This window comes from Streptomyces sp. NPDC088387 (genome assembly GCF_044753385.1).
Taxonomy (GTDB): Bacteria; Actinomycetota; Actinomycetes; order Streptomycetales; family Streptomycetaceae; genus Streptomyces.
Genome location: NZ_JBIVNC010000002.1, coordinates 448920 through 470324, shown reverse-complemented (window position 1 = coordinate 470324; position 21405 = coordinate 448920). Strand labels below are relative to the sequence as shown.

The 21405-nt window shown below is 74.1% G+C and carries 4 protein-coding genes; all 4 read right to left on the bottom strand.

Annotated features, from left to right (window positions below; translation table 11 throughout):
- Positions 1-2 precede the first annotated feature (2 nt).
- From ACIQAC_RS06670 to ACIQAC_RS06655, 4 genes are read right to left on the bottom strand one after another with little or no spacing between them, the layout of a single operon-like run.
- Positions 3-1826, bottom strand: a complete 1824-nt coding sequence (locus tag ACIQAC_RS06670) for an AMP-binding protein (protein ID WP_402187678.1) — start codon at positions 1824-1826, stop codon at positions 3-5.
- Positions 1823-3460, bottom strand: a complete 1638-nt coding sequence (hutH, locus tag ACIQAC_RS06665) for a histidine ammonia-lyase (RefSeq protein ID WP_402187677.1) — start codon at positions 3458-3460, stop codon at positions 1823-1825. The genes ACIQAC_RS06670 and hutH overlap by 4 nt, the downstream gene beginning before the upstream one ends.
- Position 3461: 1 nt before the next feature.
- Positions 3462-9518, bottom strand: coding sequence for a thioester reductase domain-containing protein (locus ACIQAC_RS06660; RefSeq protein ID WP_402187676.1), 6057 nt, complete (start codon positions 9516-9518; stop codon positions 3462-3464).
- 3 nt (positions 9519-9521) lie between these two features.
- Positions 9522-21335: an SDR family NAD(P)-dependent oxidoreductase gene (locus ACIQAC_RS06655; protein ID WP_402187674.1), complete on the bottom strand. Its 11814-nt coding sequence runs from the start codon at positions 21333-21335 to the stop codon at positions 9522-9524.
- Positions 21336-21405 lie beyond the last annotated feature (70 nt).

Here is a 21405-nt window from a genome sequence, read left to right as displayed (position 1 = left end):
CGCTACTCGCGGGCGGTGACGACGCGCGCGGGGTCGGGGTCGGCGGCGTACAGCAGGTCGACCACGTCCCCGCGCCGCTCGGTCACCCGGCGCTGGTTCAGATAGCCCTTGTCGGTGATCTCGCCGTCGTCGATGCTCGGCGGCTCGGCCACCAGCACCAGCCGTTCGACGCGCGACGCGGCGCCGCCACCCCGGTTGAGCGCGGCCAGCACCCCGGCGAGATGCCGGCGCAGTCCGACGTGGCCGACCAGCTCCGCGGGATCCGTGGCCCGCGTACCGAGCAGCTCGTTGGCGCGGGCCGGGGCCGGCCAGGCGATCGCCGCGACATGCTCCCGGTCGCCGCCGACCAGCACCACGTCCGACAGCACCCCGGCGGCCGACAGCAGGGCGTTGCGCAGCCGGCCGGTGACCACCCAGGTGCCGTTGGCGAGCTTGAAGTCCTCGGCGGTCCGGCCGTCGAAGACCAGCCCCCGGCGGGGATCACCGGGGTCGAGCAGCCGCGCCGCGTCGCCCGTGCGGTAGTAGCCCTCCTCGTCGACCGCGTCCGACATCTCCGCGCCCAGGTATCCGGGGGCGACCGAGGCGCTGCGCACCCGGAGTTCGGCCCGCCCGTCGAGCGGGACGAGCTTCAGCTCGACACCCGGCAGCGGGATACCGATGCCCTCGCGCACCCCGCCGTACGTCGACGTCGCCGCCGGCCCGGTCTCCGTCGCGCCCCACGACGACACGATGTCGACGTCCCGGCCCGTCGCCGACCTCGCGACGGCGTGCAGCCGCCGCCGCAGCGCGTCCGGCAGATCGGCACCGGCGTACATGATGACCCTGATCCGCGACAGCACCTGCCGGGCCAGCGCGGGATCACTCTCCAGGCGCTGCGCCAACAGGGCATAGCCCGCGGGTACGTTGACGCAGACGGACGGCGGGATCACGCGCAGCGCGTCGACGGTGCGCTCGAACGCGGCGGGCAGTGGCGCCCCGTCGTCGATGTGCAGGGTGCCGCCGTTGCACAGCGCCAGATGCAGGTTGTGGTTCCCGCCGAACGTGTGGCTCCACGGCAGCCAGTCGGTGAGTGTCGGCGGCTCGGACTCCAGGAAGGACCAGGCCTGCCGGATCATCTGCTGGTTGGCGCAGAGCATCCGATGGGTGTTGAGCACCCCCTTCGGGCCGCCGGTCGAGCCCGACGTGAACAGGATCTTCGCCACGGTGTCGGGGCTCAGCGACTCGAACGCCCTGTCCACCGCGCCGGTGACCACGGTGTTCCGCAGCGCGCCCACGGTGAGGTCGCCCGCGGTGGGGGAGTGGGAGACCAGCGTCCGCGGCGCGGTGCCCGCGGCCACCGCGGCGGCGTCCAGGGCGGAGCGGAAGCGGACGCCGTCGTCGGCGTACACCAGCCCCGGCCGCACCAGGGCGGCGATGGCGCGCAGCCGCGCGTGATCGGTGCTGCGCACCGAGTAGGCCACGCTGACCGGGACCACGGGCACACCGGTCAGATAGCCGGCGAGCGTGAGCACCAGATGGTCCAGGGAGTTGCCGGACAGCAGCAGCACGGGGGCGTGCGGCCCGTACCCCCGCTCCAGGAAGGCCTGGCCGACCGCCGCCGCGGCCTCGGCCGCCTCGCCGTACGTCAACCGCCGCCAGCCGTCCCCGTCCCGCTCGGCGGCCAGCGTCCGCTCCGGGCACTCGGCGGCCCAGCGGCGCAGCGCGTGCCCGAGCGTCGGCGGATACTCCCGCAGCTCCTCGCCGACCCGCAGCACCCGTGTCCCGTCGGCGCGTTCCTCACAGAGCACCTCGGCGACCGCGGTGACGGCGGACACCGCCGTACTCACCGGACCACCAGCCCGGAGCCCGCGTCCGGCATCTGAAGCTCGACCACACCGCGCAGTTCACCGGAGCGGATCAGGGTGACGACCCGCTCGATGTCGGTGTCCAGCGGCCGGTCCCGGTCCAGGAACTCGCACACGTTACGCACCGCGCCGTACGCCGCCAGGGTCGGGGCGCTGAGCCGTCCCACCCCCCGCAGATCCGCCGCCTGGCACAGGGCGATGAGATGGATGGCGGCGATGCGCTGGACCAGCTCGACCACCGAACGGGCGTCGCGCGCCGCGATCGTGCCCATGCTCACCTTGTCCTGGTTGTGCGCCTCCGTGGACCGGGAGAACGACGCCGCCGGCATGGTCCACTTCAGCGCCTCGGCGGCCAGCGACGACGCCGTGATCTGCATGCCCTTGAAACCGTGGAACAGCCCGGCCTCGTAGTCGTCCGGCTCCAGCCACGGGATCAGGTTCGGGGTGAGGCCGTTGTTGAACTTCTCGTCCACCACCAGCTCCAGCTGCCGGTCCAGCAGATCGCCGACGCTGGCCACGGCCGTCTTCAGCGCGTCCATCGCCTGCGCGACATGACCGCCGTAGAAGTTGCCGCCGCTGCGCACCGCGCCCTCGGCCACATGGAACAGCGGGTTGTCGTTCGCGGAGTTCACCTCCACGGTCAGCCAGCGCAGCGCCCAGTCCGCCGTGTCGCGCAGGACGCCGGTCACGTGCGGGGCGCAGCGCACCGAGTAGTGGTCCTGGATCGGCCGCTCCAGCTCCCCGAAGTCCGCGTCGGGCCGGCGGATCCCCGGGTCCGCGGCGGTGTCGCCGGTGAGGATCGAACGGATCGTCGCGGCGCTGCTCACCATGCCCTCGTGCGGCTTCGCCTCGAACAGGAACGGGGCGAAGTGCGAGGCGTTGCCGAGCAGCACCTGACTGGTCAGCGCCGTGCACAGATCGGCGGCGAACATCAGCTCCCGCGCGTCGTGCAGCGCGAGCACCGCGAAACCGGACATGAACGAGGTGCCGTTGACCAGGGCGAGCCCCTCCTTGGCCTCCAGGACCAGCGGGCTCAGACCGCTCTCGGCGAGCGCGACCGCCGCCGGCTTCTCCTGCCCCCGGTGCGTCACCGTGCCCCGCCCGGTGAGCGCCGCCGCCAGATAGCTCAGCGGCACCAGATCACCGCTCGCGCCCACCGAGCCGCGCTCCGGGATCCGCGGCAGGATGTCCGCGTTGAGCAGGTCGATCAGCCCGGAGACCAGCTCGGGCCGGACCCCGGAGACCCCACGGGCGAGGCAGTTGGCGCGGATCGTCATGGTCGCCCGGACCACGTCGGCCTCGGCCATGGGGCCCACGCCCGACGAGAGGAACCGGATCAGGTTGTCCTGGAGGCTGCTCGTCTTGCGCTGGGAGATCTGCCGGGCGCTGCTGTCGCCGAACCCCGAGGTGACCCCGTAGATCGGGGTGCCGGACTCGATCAGGGAGTGCTTCATCGCGTTGGACGCCGCGATCGTCCCGGCCGCGTCCGCGGCGAGGGTGACGAGGCGGGTGCCCGGGTGCCTGGCCACGGTGACGATGTCGTCGGGGGAGAGCCCGTGCCCGTCGAGGGGTACCTCGCGCAGCCGGGTCCGCTGGTCGGTGGTGGGGATGAGCATCTCAATCCTCTTTTTGCGGGAAGTAGCCCGTGCGGATGAAGAATTCGTCGTAGGTGCGGAACAGCTCCCGCGTGGGTTCGGGGCGCACGATTCCGGTGCCGGCCAGCGCGTCGTCGGTGGCCGAGCTGTCCATGGCGAGGTAGACGTCGTTCGGATCGGCACTCGCGGAGACCGCCTCGAACGACTCGAGGAGCGGCAGCAGCGCGTTGCCCGGATCGGCGGTGACCCGGGCGTGCCAGGTGGGACGGTCCAGTTCGACGAGCCGGTGGCCGAACGACCGCAGATGCGCCACGAGTTCACCGAAGTGGACCGGGCTGCGGCCGGAGAGGTGGAAGGTACGGCCCTGTGCGTCCGGGCTGCGGGTGAGCGCGAGTACGGCGGCACTCACGTAGTCCACCGGCACAAGCTGGAAGCTGCCGCCGAGGTCCGTGGGGAACGCCTTCGCCTGGAGCATGCCCTTGACGCTGAGCCACACGAAGTCCCGTGTCTGGCAGGCGCCTTGGACCTGGTCGCCGGAGACCAGGTCCACCCGGTGCACGGTGACCGGCAGGCCGCGTTCCCGGGCCAGGCCGATGAGTTGCTCGGCCACCCACTTGCTCTGCGAGTAGCCGTTGCGCAGCGCCTCCGGCGGCCCGGTCGGATCCTCGGGCCGCAGCGGCACCCCGCGCGTCACCGGCCGGGCGAACACCCCGGTGGTGGAGATGTGATGCACCGGGACGGTCCGGTGCCGGGCCGCGAGGCGCAGGATCCCGGCGGTGCCGCCGGCATTGGCGTCCTTCAGGGCACCGTACGGCTGAAGCCAGTTGACCTGCGCTCCCGCGTGCACCACCAGGTCGACCGAGCGGGCCAGCCCGTCGAACACCGCCTCCGTCAGCCCGAGTTGGGGTTGGGCGAGATCGCCGAGGACCACGTCCAGCCGGGCCGGGTCGACGTCGTCCCACAGTCCGTACCACCGCAGGTTCTCCGTCAGCCGGCCCACCGCGTCGGCGTGGTCCGTGCCACGCACCAGACAGCGCACCCTCGCCCGCGTGGTCCGCATCAGGTCCCGCAGCAGGAACGCACCGATGAAACCGGTCGCGCCGGTCAGCAGCACCTCGTCCGGGTCGTCGGTGACCCGGACGACCGTGGCGGCGGGCCGGATGTCGTCGGCGAGGTGTACGTCGGCCTGGAAGTCCTCCGCGGTGGGCGCGTCGTCGACCGCCGTGCCGGGGAAGAGGTCGCCCAGCAGCCGGTCCGCGACGGACTCCGGGGTCGGATGGTCGAAGACCAGCGTGGGCGGCAGCCGCAGCCCGGACGCGGCGTCGAGCTGGTTGCGGAGCTGGACGGAACCGAGCGAGTCGAGACCCAGCTCGGGAAACGGCACGCCGGCGCCGACGGCGGCCGGCCCGTCCAGCCCGAGCAGGGCGGCGACCCGGGTCCGTACGAGATCGAGGATCCGAGTACGTCGGTCGGCCACCGGCAGCGCGGCCAGGTCGTCGGCGAGCAGCGTCCCGTCGGTGTCGGCCACCGCACGCCGGGCCCCGCGCCGGGCGAGGCCGCGCAGCAGGGGCGGGATCAACGGCTGCCGCCGTACCGTGTCCAGATCGATCGGGCAGGCGACGACGGACGGCAGCCCGGACGCGACGGCGGCGTCCAGCAGGGCGGTGCCGCGCTCGACGGAGACCGTCCCGAAGCCCTCCCGGGCGACCCGGGCGAGATCCGTCCCCGAGGCCATACCGCCCTCGTCCAGCGCCCAGGGTCCCCACGCCACCGAGACGGCGGGCAGACCGGCCGCGGCCCGCCGCTCCGCCAGCGCGTCCAACGCGGTGTTGGCGGCGGCGTAGTTGGCCTGCCCAGGGCCGCCGAAGGCACCGGCGACGGAGGAGAACAGCACCAACGCGGTCAGGTCGTCGCCGCGGGTCAACTCGTCCAGATACCGGGCGGCTTGTGCCTTGGGGCGCCATACGGCGTCGAGCCGGTCCGGCGTCAGCGCGGTGAACGCCCCGTCGTCCAGCACACCCGCCGCATGCACCACCGCGCGCACCGGCCGCTCGGCGCGGACCCGGTCGAGGAGCGCCGCGAGGGACTCCCGGTCGCCGACGTCACAGGCCTCCACCCGGGCTTCGGCGCCCAGCCGGGCGAGCGCGTCGACGAGGTCCGCCGCACCTGCGGCACGGGCGCCGCTGCGGCTGGTCAGGACCAGGTGCCGGACGCCGTGTACGGCGGCCAGGTGCCGGGCCACGGCGGCGCCCAGCGCTCCGGTGCCACCGGTGATCAGGACGGCGCCGTCGGTGGGCCACACTCCGGAGGCCGTGGGCGCCGGGACGGGAGCCAGCCGCGGCTCCAGCACCCGACCGTCACGCAACGCCACCTGCGTCAGCCCGGAGGCCGCCACCGCGGCGAGGAGCGACGGCGGTACGTCGGCCCCGGCCTCGGCGTCGACGAGCACCAGCCGACCGGGGTGCTCGGACTGCGCGGAGCGCAGCAGACCCCATACGGGGCCGGCGTCGGAGGGCGCACCGCCGTCCACCGCGACGGCGTTCCGGGTGAGTACGACGAGCGGGGCGGTGGTGGGCGGGCCCGTGAGTACGCGCTGGACGGTGTCGAGCACGTGGTGCAGGGCGTGGGGGCCCGTGACGTGTTCGACGGGTGGGACGGGGGTGTTGGCGGCGGGCGGGGCGAGGGGGCCGGTCGGGGGCGGGGTGAGGGAGCGGGTGGTGGCCGGGGCGAGGGGGGCGGCGGTGGGGAGTACGACCGGTGTCCACACCGTCCGGTAGAGATCGGTCGAGGAGAGCGCCGGCTGCGGATCCCCGTACGTGATTCCGTCCACGCCGGCGATCACCCGCCCGGCGCGGTCGGCGAGCAGCAGTTCCGGTCCGCCCGGCGGGGTGGCCACCACCCGGGCCGTACGCGCTCCGGCGGCGTGGACGCGCACACCCCGCCACCGGAGCACGGGCCGGTGGCCGGTCGCCGCGGACAGCAACTCCGGGTGCAGTACGTAGTGTTCGGTGTCGGTGTCGGCTGTGTCGCCGTCCACGGAGAGGTCGGTCGGGCCGGAGGTGACGTCGGCGGGCGGTACGGCGGATACCGGGCTGAGCCGGCCGTGGGCGTACCGGGTCCAGGCGCCGCCGTCCGCGGGACGGGCATGGAGCCGGACGTCCCGGCGGCCGTCGGAATCGGCCGCGTCGACGACTACCTGCAACTCGGCGCCCCCGCGCGGCGGGACGAGTACGGCGTCGACGGTGAGGGACTCCACGGTGGTGCAGTCGACCTCGTCGGCCGCGCGCAGGGCCGCCTCGATCCACACCGTGGAGGGCACCCGCGTACCCGCCGTCCGCCCGACCAGCGTGACACGGCCACTGTCCGGATCCTCGACGACCGAGGTCAGCAACGGATGCCCGGTGGCGGGGCGGTCGCCGGTGCGCCGGGCGGGCTGCCAGTACCGGCGCCGGTCGAAGGCGTAGGTGGGAAGGTCGGTCGGCCGGGCGCCGGTGCCGGCGAAGAAGGCCGGCCAGTCCACCGGTACGCCGGCCGCGAAGAGCCGGGAGAGTGCGGTCAGCAGGCTGAGCGGCTCGTCGTCGGCGGGGTGCGCCGGAGCCACGGCGACCGGCGCCTCGCTGATCAGGCCGGTCAGTACCGCACCCGGGCCGACCTCGACGAACGTGTCGACACCGCCGGCGGTCATGGCGGTGACGGCGTCGGCGAACCGGACGGGTTCGCGTGCGTGCCGGGTCCAGTACCGCGGATCGGTGACCTCACCGGGCCGTACCGCCCGCCCGAACAGGCCTGATATCAGCGTGAGTCGGGGCTCGCGCAGGGTCAGTCCGCGCACGACGGCGGCGAAGTCGTCGAGCATGGGCTCCATCAGCGGCGAGTGGAAGGCATGGCTGACCCGCAGCCTCGTACGGCCGACCCGCCCCAGGTCGGCCAGTACCGCACCGACCGCCGTCGCCTCGCCCGAAATCACCACCGAACGGGGCCCGTTGACGGCCGCGATGTCCACGCCGTCGCGCAGCAGCGGACGGACCTCGTCCTCGGAGGCCCGCACCGAGACCATCTCGCCGCCACCGGGCAGCGCCTGCATCAGCCGGCCCCGCGCGGCCACCAGCGTCACCGCGTCCGCGAGGTCCATCGCGCCCGCCACATGCGCCGCGGTGATCTCGCCCAGCGAGTGCCCGGCCACCGCGGAGGGCCGCACACCCCAGGACTCCAGCAGCCGGAACAGCGCGACCTCGAACGCGAACAGCGCGGGCTGCGCGTACTCGGTACCGTCCAGGCCCTCGCCCGAGGCGATCACCTTTGCCAGCGTGGGTGAGAACCGCTCACAGATGTCGGAGTAGACCTGCTCGAACAGCGGGAAGGCGGTGGCCAGTTCACGGCCCATACCCGCGCGCTGGGCGCCCTGCCCCGAGAACACCGCCCCGATCCGTCGCCGCCCGGCGGGGTCGGATGCCTGAGTCGCGGCGGTCAGCCCACGGACGAGGTCCTCCCGCGTACGGGCCGGGACGACGACGCGGTAGGGCAGGGCCGCGCGGGTGGTGGCCAGGGAGTACGCCACGTCTGTGAGGGAGTCGTCGGCGACAGTGGCCAAGTGGTCGGCGAGGCGGTCGAGTTGGGTGCGGAGGCCGCCGGGGGTCGCGGCCGTGACGACGAAGGGCAGGACGGGGGATTCCGGCCGAGGGGTGGCCTCCGCCGTGGTCGGGTCCTCGGCCGCGGGCGGCTCTTCGACGATGACGTGGGCGTTGGTGCCGCTGATGCCGAAGGAGGACACCCCGGCCCGCCGGATCCGCTCGCGGTTGCGGGGCCACGGCTGTTCCCGGACGGCGAGCTTCACCGCCCCGGCCGACCAGTCCACGACCGGTGTCGGCTCGTCGGCGTGCAGCGTCCGCGGCACGGTCTCGTGGCGCAGCGCGAGCAGCACCTTGATGACACCGCCCACCCCCGCGGCGGCGGACGAGTGTCCGATGTTGGATTTGAGTGAGCCGAGCCAGGCGGGGTGTTGGGGGGTGTGGGTGTGTCCGTAGGTGGTGAGGAGGGCTTGGGCTTCGATGGGGTCGCCGAGTCGGGTTCCGGTGCCGTGGGCTTCGATGAGGTCGATGTCGGTGCCGGTGAGGTGGGCGTCTTGCCAGGCGTGGTGGATGACGTGTTGTTGTGCGGTGCCTGAGGGTGCGGTGAGTCCGTTGGAGGCGCCGTCCTGGTTGAGTGCGGTGCCGCGGATGATGCCGAGGACGGGGTGTCCGTTGTGTTGGGCGTGGGAGAGGGGTTCGAGGAGGAGGATGCCGGCGCCTTCGGACCAGCCGGTGCCGTCGGCGTCGGCGCTGAAGGACTTGCAGCGTCCGTCGACCGCCAAACCCTGCTGACGCGAGAACTCGATCCAGGCACCGGGGGTCGACATGACGGTGACCCCGCCGGCCAGTGCCATCGTGCACTCGCCGGAGCGCAGGGAGCGGACAGCGAGGTGCAGGGCGACGAGTGACGACGAGCACGCCGTGTCCACCGTGATGGCCGGGCCGTTCAGGCCGAGCGTGTACGCGATCCGGCCGGACGCGACACTGGCCGCGCCGCCGGCGAGCAGATGCCCCCGCAACTCGTCCGGACCGTTGTCCATGTCGGTGTAGGACTGACCGGCGAAGCCCGCGAAGACCCCGGTGGACGTGGATCGTAGGGAGGTCGGGTCGATACGGGCGCGTTCGATCGCCTCCCAGGCCACCTCCAGCAGCAGCCGCTGCTGCGGATCGGTCGCCAGGGCCTCGCGCGGCGACATACCGAAGAACTCGGGGTCGAAGTCCCCGGCTCCGTCGAGGAAGCCGCCGCGAGTGGTGTCGGACCGCAGGGCGAGGTCGGCGAGGTCCCAGCCACGGTCCTGCGGGAACTCACCGATCGCGTCGACGCCGTCGTGGACGAGCCGCCAGAGGTCCTCGGGGGTACGGACGCCGCCCGGGTACCGGCACGCCATCGACACCACGGCGATCGGGTCGTCGACGGACTCCAGCTCGGTGACCCGCTCCCGGGTGCGCCGCAGCTCCGCCGTGACCCGTTCCAGATAGGTGGTGAGCTTCCGCTCGTTCGGGGTGGTCATGGGTCAGCTCTCTTCCGGGCCGTGGGGGCCGAGTTCCCTGTCGACGAGCGCGAAGAGGTCGTCGAGTGACACTTCCGGACCGGAGCCGGAGCCGGAGCCGACGTCGGAGCCGGAGCCGGTGCCATGGTCGGGACCGGTGCCGGCGCCCGGACCGGGGCTCAGCAGTGCCCGCAGATGTCCGGCGAGCGCGGTCGGTGTGGGGTGGTCGAACACCACCGTGGCGGCCAGTGACAGACCACTGACCCGGTTGATCCGGTTGCGCAGCTCGACCGCGGTCAGCGAGTCGAAGCCCATCTCGTGGAACGGCCTTTCGGGGACGATCGCACCGGGCTCGGTGTGGCCGAGGACAGCCGCGGTCTGTTCGCAGACGACGTCGAGCAGATGGGCGTCCCGATCACCCTCGGGAAGCTGGGCGAGCCTGTCCGGCAGGAGGGAGCCGGTCGCCTCGGAGGTCGCCCGAGTCGGGGCGGTCGCCGTCTCCGGGGGCGCCCCGTCGGCGATCCAGTAGTGCCGCCGGTCGAAGGCGTAGGTGGGCAGGGTGATACGGCGGGCACCTGTGCCGTCGAAGTAGGCGGCCCAGTCGACGGGGATGCCGGCCGTGTGCAGCCGGGTGAGGCCGGTGAGGAACGCGGTGGTCTCTGCGGTGCCCCGCCGGGCCAGGGAGACGGCCGTTGTGTCGGTGATCAGCCCGGTGAGGGTGGCGTCCGGGCCGACCTCGACGAACGTGTCGACACCGCCGGCGGTCATGGCGGTGACGGCGTCGGCGAACCGGACGGGCCTGCGGGTGTGGCGGACCCAGTAGCCGGGTTCGGTGAGCTCGCCCTGCTCGACCGTACGTCCGAGCAGGCCGGAGACGAAGGGGAGTTGAGGTTCGCGCAGGGTGAGGCCGGCGACGACGTCGGCGTACTCGTCGAGCAGCGGCTCCATGAGGGGCGAGTGGAAGGCGTGGGACACGCTGAGCCGCTTGGTACGGAGGTCCCCGCGGACGGCCCGGAGCGAGTCGACGCTGGCCCCGACCGCCGTAGCGGTGCCCGAAACGACCACGGAGGCCGGTCCGTTGACGGCGGCGAGCGCGGCTCCGGGGGCGAGATGCGGGGTGACGTCGTCCTCGGAGGCCTGCACGGCCACCATCACCCCACCCGCGGGCAGCGCCTGCATCAGCCGACCACGGGCGGCTACGAGGGTGACGGCGTCGTCGAGGTCGAACACGCCCGCGAGATGCGCGGCGGTGATCTCGCCCAGGGAGTGCCCGGCGACCATGTCCGGCCGGATGCCGAAGGACTCCAGCAGGCGGAAGAGAGCCACCTGGTGGGCGAAGAGGGCGGGTTGGGCCGACTCGGTACGGTCGAGTCCGTCCCCCGAAGCGATGGTCTTCGCCAGGTGGGGCGAGAAGCGCTCGCACACCTCCGCGTGGATCCGCCCGAACAGCGGGTACGCGGCGGCCAGTTCGCCGCCCATCCCCGCCCACTGCGCGCCCTGCCCCGAGAACACCATGCCCGGCCTGCGGTCGCCCGTGACCGTCTCGTCGGTGCGGAGGGCGAGTTGGGCGAGCGCCTCGGCGGGGGTGCGGGCCACGACCGCGGTCCGGTGGGGCAGCGGCGAGCGGGTCACGGCGAGCGAGTACGCGATGTCCAGCGGGTCGGCCGCGGGGTCCCGGAGCAGGGTGGAGAGACGATCGACCTGGCCGTCCAGGGCGGTGGGGGAGGCGGCGGAGACGAGGAACGGGAGGACGGGGGAGTTCGGTCGGGGTTCGGCGCCCTGTGGGACGCCCTCTTCCACGGCCGGTACACCGTTCGCGATCAGCGCCTCTTCCACAGCCGGTGCCTCTTCGACGATGACGTGGGCGTTGGTGCCACTGATGCCGAAGGAGGACACCGCGGCCCGCCGGACCCGTTCGGGGCTGCGCGGCCACGGCCGGGCCTCGTTCAGCAGGCGGACCGCACCCGTGCCCCAGTCGACCTCCGGTGTCGGCTCGTCGGCGTGCAGGGTGCGGGGCATCCGCTCGTACCGCATGGCCTGCACCATCTTGATCACCCCGGCGACGCCCGCCGCCGCCTGTGTGTGTCCGATGTTGGATTTGAGTGAGCCGAGCCAGGCGGGGTGTTGGGGGGTGTGGGTGTGTCCGTAGGTGGTGAGGAGGGCTTGGGCTTCGATGGGGTCGCCGAGTCGGGTTCCGGTGCCGTGGGCTTCGATGAGGTCGATGTCGGTGCCGGTGAGGTGGGCGTCTTGCCAGGCGTGGTGGATGACGTGTTGTTGTGCGGTGCCTGAGGGTGCGGTGAGTCCGTTGGAGGCGCCGTCCTGGTTGAGTGCGGTGCCGCGGATGATGCCGAGGACGGGGTGGTTGTTGTGTTGGGCGTGGGAGAGGGGTTCGAGGAGGAGGATGCCGGCGCCTTCGGACCAGCCGGTGCCGTCGGCGTCGGCGCTGAAGGACTTGCAGCGGCCGTCGACCGCCAGCCCCTGCTGACGCGAGAACTCCACGAACGTCGTCGGCGTCGACATGACGGTGACCCCGCCGGCCAGTGCCATCGTGCACTCGCCGGAACGCAGGGAGCGGACGGCCAGGTGCAGGGCGACCAGTGACGACGAGCACGCCGTGTCCACACTGATCGCGGGACCGTTCAGACCGAAGGTGTACGCGATCCTGCCGGACGCCACACTGCCCGCGCCGCCGGTCATCAGATAGCCCTCCACCCCCTCCGGGAGCCGTTCGGTCCGTACGGCGTAGTCGTGGGAGCTGACCCCCGTGAACACACCGGTACGGCTGCCATGGACCGCCGAGACGGGGATGCCGGCGTTCTCCCACGCCTCCCACGCGATCTCCAGCAGCAGCCGCTGCTGCGGGTCCATGGCGAGGGCCTCGCGCGGACTGATGCCGAAGAGCGTCGCGTCGAACTTCCCGGCGTCGTAAAGGAAACCGCCGTGGCGGGTGGCCGACCGGCCGGTCCGCGCGGGGTCGGGATCGAAGAGCCGGTCGGTGTCCCAGCCGCGGTCCCGCGGGAACTCGCCGATCGCGTCCACCTCGTCGGCGACCAGCCGCCACAGCTCCTCCGGGCCGGTGGCGCCGCCGGGGAAGCGGCCCGCCATCGCCACGATGGCGATCGGGTCGTCCGCCACCTCCGGCGGGCGTCCGGTCACCGGCTCCGGTGCGGCCGGGGCGGGCGCGACGCCGAGCACCCGCTCGCGCAGGTGTGCGACGAGGGCTGTTGGTGTCGGGTGGTCGAAGAGGAGGGTGGCGGGCAGGGGCAGACCGGTCGCGGCCCGGAGCCGGTTGCGCAGCTCCACCACGGTCAGCGAGTCGAAGCCGGACTCGCGGAACGCCCGGTCCGCGGGGATCGCGTCCCGGTCGGCGGCGTCATGGCCCAGGACGGTGGCCGCGTGGGAGCGGACCAGATCGAGGAGGTGACGCTCCTGCTCGGGACGCGACAGCCCGGCGAGAGCGCCGGCGAGCCCGGTGAGTGTTCCGGCCGTCCCGTTCTCCTCACCGGGAGCGTCGGCCTGGGCACGGGCCGGGGCCCGGACCAGACCACGCAGGAGCGGCGGGAGTACGTTGTCCCGCGCCCGGCCGCGCAGCGCCGCCAGGTCGAGACGGGCGGGCAGTACGACGGCCCGGTCACCGCCGGACGACGCGGCGAGCAGCGCCAGTCCGTCGGCCGTGGACATCGGGGCGAGGCCGGACCGGCGCAGTCGCGCGAGGTCGGTCCCGGTGAGCTCGCCCAGCCCGCTGCCGCGCTCCCACAGGCCCCACGCCATCGAGACCCCCGGCAGTCCCCGTGCCCGTCGTTGGTGCGCGAGGGCGTCGAGGAAGGCGTTGGCCGCCGCGTACGCCGACTGTGCGGGCGTACCGAGCACACCCACGGCGGACGAGAACAGCACAAACGCCAACAGCGGGAGATCGCGGGTCAGTTCGTCCAGGTGGATCGCGGCGTCGACCTTCGGGCGCAGGACGGCGTCCAGGCGTTCGGGCGTCATCGTCTCCAACGGGCCGTCGTCGACCGCACCCGCCAGATGGAACACACCGGTCAGCGGGTTCTCGGCGGGTACGTCGGCGATCAGCGCGGCAAGCGCGGCGCGGTCGGCCACGTCGCAGGCGCGGACCCGGACATCGGCGCCCGCGGCGGTGAGTTCGGCGACCAGTTCGGCGGCTCCTGGTGTGTCCTCGCCCCGGCGCCCGGTGAGGAGCAGGTGCCGGCAGCCGGCGGAGACGAGCTGCCGGGCCACGTCCCCACCCAGGGCCCCCAGCCCGCCGGTGATCAGTACCGTGCCGTCCGGCCCGACCGCGTGCCCGGCGACGGGCGCCGCCCGGACCAGACGCGGGACGAGCACCTCGCCGGCCCGGAGCGCCGCCTGGGTCTCCCCGGCCGCCACCGCGAGCGCCGCCGCACGGCGGACACCGTCCTCGTCACCCACGGCGTCGACATCGAGGAGCAGAAACCGCCCGGGATGTTCGGCCTGCGCGGAGCGAACCAGTCCCCAGACGGCCCCCTGCGCGGGGTCACTCACCTCGCCGTCCGCACGCACGGCGACGGCACCTCGGGTGACGACGACCAGCAGACCCGGGACCGACGGCTCCTCGGCGAGCCACGCACGCAGACCGGCGAGGACATCGGCTGTGGCGGCACGGACATCGGCCGCCACTGCACGGACATCGGCCTCGACGGTACGGACATCGGCCGCCTCTGCACGGGCATCGACCGTCGAGACGTCACCACCCGCCGTCCCCTCCACCAGAGCCCGTCCCACGCTCAGCAGAGTCAGGTCGGCGGCGGCGGGTGCGGGGCCCGACGGCAGCGGCTGCCAGTCGACGCCGTACAGTGCCGCCCCGCCCGTGGGCCCGGCCGTCAGGTCCGACGCGGCGACCGGGCGCAGCAGCAGCGACTCGACGGTCGCCACGTGGGCGCCGGAGGGCGCGGTCGCCGTCACGCTGACGGCGTCGCCGCCCGCCGGAGCGATCCGCACCCGCAGACTGGTGGCACCGGCCGCCGCGACGGTGACGCCGGACCACAGGAACGGCAGCCGCAGCCCCCCGCCCCCGCCGCGCGGCAACTCGGCGTGCAGCGCGGCGTCCAGCAGCGCCGGGTGTACGGCGTACCGTCCGGCGTCCGTGTGCTGCGCCGGGTCGAGTGCCACCTCGGCGTACGTCTCCGCGCCCCGCCGCCAGGCGGCCCGCAGGCCCCGGAACGCCGGCCCGTACCCGTATCCGTCCGCCGCGCGCTCGGCGTAGAACGCGCTCACGTCGACGGGCTCGGCGTCCGGCGGCGGCCAGGCGGTGACCGGAGCCTGCGGCGCCGCGACGGCCGCCGTCAGGATGCCGACGGCGTGCCGCGTCCACGGTTCGTCGTCGCCGGCCGTACGACGGGCGTGCACCGCGACCGGGTGCCCGCCGTCGGCCCCGGGCCCCTCGACGGTGACCCGCAGCTGCACGGTGGCGCCCTCGGGCAGCAACAGCGGCCGTTCCACGGTCAGTTCCTCGACACGGGCACACCCCACCTCGTCCCCGGCCCGGAGCGCCAGCTCGACAAAGGCCGTACCGGGCAGCAACGCCGTACCGCCCACCGCGTGATCGGTGAGCCAGCCCGGCGAGCGCGCCGAGACCCGGCCGGTCAGCACGGCCCGGTCCCCGTCGACCTCGGTGAGGACCGCGCCGAGCAGCGGATGGTCGGCCGGGACCAGCCCGGCGGCCTCGACGTCGGACGGACCGGTGCCGGGCGCCAGCCAGTGCCTGCGGCGCTGGAAGGGGTACGTGGGCAGTTCCGTGCGGCGGGCGCCGGTGCCGTCGAGTGTGGTGCCCAAGTCCACGGCCACGCCCCGGACATGGGCCTCGGCGAGCGAGCGCAGGAACCGTTCCCGGCCGCCCTCGTCGCGGCGCAGCGTGCCCACCGCCACCGGCTGATGGCCGGCCTCCTCGGCGGTGTCCAGCAGCGCCGACGTGAGGATCGGGTGCGGGCTGCACTCGACGAAGGCACCATGTCCGTCGGCGAGCAGGGCACGCACCGCGCCCTGGAAGTCCACGGGTTCACGGGCGTTGCGGAACCAGTACCCGGCGTCCAGGTCGTCGGCGTCGAGCGGCCCGCCGGTCACCGTCGAGTAGAACGGGATCCGCGGCCGGTGGTGCGGGATTCCGGCGAGCAGCTCCCGCAGCGGTTCGCGCATCGGCTCGACCAGCGCGCAGTGCGACGCCCCGGCCCGTACGACGATCCGGGCGCGGATGCCGTCGGCCTTGCAGCCGGCGACGAACCGCTCGATCTCGTCCGGTTCCCCGGCGACGGTGACCGCGAGGGGCCCGTTCACCACCGCCACGTCGACGGGGACCGCCCGCTCGGCGATCCGGCGGCGCACGTCGTCCGCGGAGAGCTCGATCGCGGCCATCATGCCCCGGCCCGGCAGCCGTTCGGCGAACAGACGGCTGCGACGCACCGCGACCTCGGCGGCGTCCGGCAGGGTCAGCACCCCGGCGACACACGCGGCGGCCAGCTCGCCCTGCGAGTGACCCACCACGGCGGCGGGGCGCACCCCGTGCGCCTGCCACAGGGCGGCGAGGGACACCATCACGGAGAACAGCACCGGCTGTGCCACGTCGGTCCGTTCCAGGTCGGCGGCGCCCGGGCGGCCGAGCACGGTGTCGAGGAGGGACCAGCCGACGAGCGGGTCGATCGCCGCCGCGCACGCGCGCAACCGGTCGGCGAACGCCGGTTCCTGCGCGTACAGCGCGGTCACCATGCCCGGCCACTGCGAGCCGTGGCCCGGGAAGACGAAGGCGACTCGGCCGGGGTCGTGTGCCTCGCCCAGCGCCACCGCGGCGGCCGGGGTGCCGGAGGCGATCGCGTCCAGCGCGTCCGCGAATCCGGCCCGGTCCGCGGCCACGACGGCGGCACGGTGCCGCAGCGCGGCGCGCCCGACACCCAGGGTGAACGCCACGTCGTGCAGGGCGAGTTCGGGGTCGGCGTCGAGACGCTCCCGCAGCCGCGCGGCCTGTTCCCGCAGCGCGCCCGGCGTCTTCGCCGACAGCGGCCACACCACGGGAGCGGCACCCGACAGAGACGACCCGTCCGAAGCGTCGGCCAACTCCGGCCCCTCCGCCGGTTCGTCGGCCAACGCATGCCCCGCCACCGGCTCGTCGGCCGACGAGCCCCGCTCCGCCGGATCGTCCGCCGACAGGCCCCGCCCGTCCGCCGGTTCGTCGGCCGACGAGCCCCGCTCCGCCGGATCGCCCGCCGACAGGCCCCGCCCCGCCGGACTGCCGGCCGACAGACCCCGCCCGTCCGCCGCCTCGGCCGCCGACGAGCCCCGCTCCGCCGGATCGTCCGCCGACAGGCCCCGCTCCGCCGGATCGTCCGCCGACAGGCCCCGCCCCGCCGGACTGCCGGCCGACAGACCCCGCCCGTCCGCCGTACCGTCCGCCGACGAGCCCCGCCTCGCCGCACCGTCCGCCAACGAGCCCCGCCCCGTCGCACCGTCCGCCAACGAGCTCCGCCCCGCCGGATCGTCCGCCGACGGGTGGCCCCGCCCGGCCAGCCGGTCGCCCGGTAGCGGTGGCTCCTCCAGGATGAGATGCGCGTTGGTCCCGCTGATGCCGAACGACGACACACCCGCCCGGCGCGGCCGACCGTCCGTGCGGGGCCAGTCGACCGGCTCGGTCAGCAGCCGTACCGCGCCCGAACTCCAGTCGATGCCGGGCGACGGCTCGTCGACGTGCAGCGTGCGGGGGAGCGTGCCGTTCCGCAGGGCCATGACCATCTTGATCACGCCGGCCATACCCGCGGCGGACTGGGTGTGCCCGATGTTCGACTTGACCGAGCCGAGCCACAACGGCCGTTCGGCGGAACGCCCTTGACCGTACGTGGCGATCAGGGCCTGCGCCTCGATGGGATCACCGAGCCGCGTGCCCGTGCCGTGCGCCTCGACCGCGTCGACGTCGGCGCCGGACAGCCCGGCGGCGGTGAGGGCCCGGCCGACGACCCGGCGCTGCGCGGCACCGTTCGGGGCGGTCAGCCCGTTGGACGCGCCGTCGGAGTTGACGGCCGAACCACGGATCACGGCCAGCACCGGGTGCCCGTGGCGCCGCGCGTCGGAGAGCCGCTCCAGCAGCAGCACACCCACCCCCTCGGCCCAGCCGGTGCCGTCCGCGGCCGCCGCGAACGCCTTCGACCTGCCGTTCGGTGACAGCCCGCCCAGGCGGCTCAACTCGGCGAACACACCCGGCGTCGGCATGACCGTCGCGCCCGCCGCGAGGGCGAGTGCGCACTCCCCGCCGCGCAGCGCCCGCGCCGCCGAGTGCACGGCGACCAGCGAGGCCGAGCAGGCGGTGTCCACGGTGACGGCGGGCCCACGCAGGCCGAGGACGTAGGCGATCCGTCCGGATGCGACGCTCGGTGTGGTGCCGGTGTAGAGGTAACCGTCGGAGCCGTCGGAGGGCTCGCCCATCCGCGGCCCGTACTCCTGGAAGGTCGCGCCGACAAAAACGCCGGTGTCGCTGTCGCGCAGCGAGTCGGGTGCGATGCCGGACCGCTCCAGGCACTCCCACGACGTCTCCAGGAGCAGCCGCTGCTGCGGGTCCAGCGCGGCCGCCTCCCGGGGACTGATGCCGAAGAACGCGGCGTCGAACCCGGCCACGTCGGCCAGGAAACCGCCCTCGCGGACGTACGACGATCCGCGGCGCTCCGGGTCCGGGTCGTACAGGCTGTCGAGGTCCCAGCCGCGGTCGTCCGGGAACGGCCCGATCACGTCGACACCGTCCGCCACGACCCGCCAGAGATCCTCGGGCGACTGGACACCACCGGGGAAACGGCAGGCCATACCGACGACCACGACCGGATCCTCCGTGGAGTCGGCACCCTCCGTGCCACCGGTGGCATCCGGCACGGACTCCGCCTCCGCCTCCGTTTCCCCCTCCGCCCCGGTCCCGTCCCGCAGATGCCCGGCCAGCAGCCCCGGCGTGGGGTGGTCGAAGACCAGCGTCTCCGGCAGCGCCCGGCCGGTCGCCGACGCCAGCCGGACGCTCAGCTCCACGGAGGTGGCGGAGGTGAGTCCGAGATCGCGGAACGACCGGTCGACCGCGATGTCACCGGGAGCGTCCCAGCCCAGGACGGCGGCGGTGTGCCGGCGTACCAGATCCAGGGGATCCCGGGCGGCGGGCACGGGAGACACCGGGACTTCCTCGACGGGCCCACCCGGGGCAGCCGGGGCAGCCGGGGCCTCCGCGTTCCCCTCCGGCAGCCAGTGCCTGCGCCGGCGGAACGCGTACGTGGGCAGGGGAGTCCGCCGCCCACGGCCGGTCAGCGCGGTCAGATCCACCTCCGCGCCGGAGACGAACAGCCCCGCCAACGCCTCGACCACGGTGGTGGGTTCGGGCCGGTCGGCGCGCATCGTGCCGAGGAAGCGGCGCCCCTCGGGAACCCCGGAGCGGGCCGCGGTGGCCAGCACGGTGTCCGGCCCGAGCTCCAGATACGTGGTGGCACCGGCCGCGTCCAGCCGTCGTACACCGTCCAGGAACCGGACGCCGTCGCGCACGTTGCGCACCCAGTACTCCGGGTCGCACAGCTCGGCCGGGGTCGCGAGATCGCCGGTGACGGTGGAGACGATCGGCAGCCGCGGCTCCTCGTACGACATCGAGCGGGCGACCGTACGGAACTCGTCGAGCATGCCGGTCATCCGGGGGGAGTGGAAGGCATGGCTGACCCGCAGCCGGCGGGTCCGGCGGCCCTCGCCGCGCCAGCGGTCGGCGAGTTCGTCGACCACGTCGGCGTCGCCCGAGATCACCACGGCCCGCGGCCCGTTCACCGCGGCGATGCCGACCTGTTCCTCCAGACCGCGCAGTACCGCCCTGACCTCCTCCTCGTCCGCCTCCACGGCCGTCATCGCACCGCCCGCGGGCAGCGCCTGCATCAGCCGGCCGCGGGCGGCGACCAGGGTGCAGGCGTCCGCGAGGGACAGCACCCCGGCGACATGCGCCGCGGCGAGTTCGCCGACGGAGTGGCCGAGGAGCAGCCCCGGCCGTACCCCGAGACCCGTCATGAACCGGTGGAGCGCGACCTCCACGGCGAACAGGCCGGGCTGCGCGTAGCCGGTACGGTGCACGAGATCGGCCTGGGGCGACCCGGGCTCCGCCCACAGCACATGGCGCAGCGGCCGGTCCAACTCCGGGTCGAGGTGCGCGCACACGTCGTCGAAGGCGGCCGCGAAGTCGGGGTGGGCCGTGTACAACTCACGCCCCATGCCCAGCCGTTGGGCGCCCTGTCCGGTGAACAGCGCCGCGACGACACCGCTGGTGCCGGCGGCCTCGCCCTCGACGATCCCGGCGCCCGCGGCGCCCTCTCCCAGCGCGTCGAGCCGGGCCGGCAGGGCCTCGGGCCCGTCGGACACCACCACGGCACGGGTGGGGAACGCGGTACGGGTGGTGAGCAGCGACGCCGCGAGATCGTCCGCCCGCACGTCCGGCCACGCACGCACATGCTCCGCGAGCCGCCGCGCCTGGGCCCGCAGGGCGTCGGCACCCCGCCCCGAGACGACGTACGGCAGGGGGAGGGAGTGCCGGACGGGCTCGGACTCGCCTGTGGGCGTCGGCGCTTCGGCCCGCGTCGGTGCCGCCGTCACCACCAGGTGGCAGTTGGTCCCGCCCATGCCGAAGGAGCTGACGCCCGCGACGAGCGGGGCGTCCGGACGCGGCCACGGAGTGAGCCGGTCGTGGACGCGCAGACGCCATTCCGCCATGGGGATACGGGGGTTCGGCTCACGGTGGTTGCGGCTGGCCGGCAGCTCCCCGGCGTGCAGCGCGAACGCCACCTTGAGCAGGCCGGTGATACCGGCGGCGGCCTCCAGGTGACCCACGTTGGTCTTCGCCGAACCGACGAGCAGTGGCTGGTCGGCGGGGCGGAACCGGCCGAGGGCCGCGCCGAGCGCCCGCGCCTCGACGGGGTCGCCGACACGTGTGCCGGTGCCGTGCAGCTCGACGTACTGGACGGCCGTCCGGTCGACGCCCGCCCGGTCGTAGGCCGCCTCGATCACCTCGCGCTGGGCGTCCGGGTCCGGTGTTGTCAGCTCCGCGCCGCCGCCGTCGTTGTTGACCGCGCCGCCCCGGATCACACACCAGACCGTGTCACCGTCGGCGAGCGCCCGGCGCAGCGGCTTGAGGACCACCAACGCGCCGCCCTCACCGCGGACATAGCCGTTGGCGCGGGCGTCGAAGGTCCAGCACTCGCCGTCCGGCGACAGTCCGCCGAACCGCTCGACGCCCACGGTCGCGGCGCCGGTGAGGTTGAGCTGGACACCGCCCGCGAGCGCCACCTGCGACTCTCCCGAGCGCAGGCTCTCGCAGGCGAGATGGACGGCGACCAGGGACGACGACTGGCCGGTGTCGACACTCATGCTGGCCCCGCGCGCACCCAGCAGATGGGACAGCCGGTTGGCGATCAGGCCGCGGCCGAGCCCGGCCAGGGTGTGGGGTGTGACGGCGTCCGGGCCTGCGGCCGCGGTGAGCCGGGCGTAGTCGTCGGCGATCGCGCCGACGAAGACCCCGAGCCTCGTGCCGCGCACGGACTCCGGCACGATTCCCGCGCTCTCCAGGGACTCCCAGCCGAGTTCCAGCGCGAGGCGCTGCTGGGGGTCCATGGCCGCGGCCTCGCGGGGGGTGACGCCGAAGAAGCCGGCGTCGAAGTCGGCCACGCGGTCGAGGAAACCGCCCCGGCGTACGCGGACCGGGGCGTCGAGCCACCGGTCGGCGGGTGCGTCGGTGACCGCCCCCCGTCCCTCGCGCAGCAGCTGCCAGAACTCGTCGGGGCCGGAGGCGCCGGGCAGCCGGCACGCGATTCCGACAACGGCCACGGGTTCCCGGTGAACAGACTCGTCATGCACGTCTAAAGCCACGGAAAGGACGTTAGGCGCGGTGATCCAC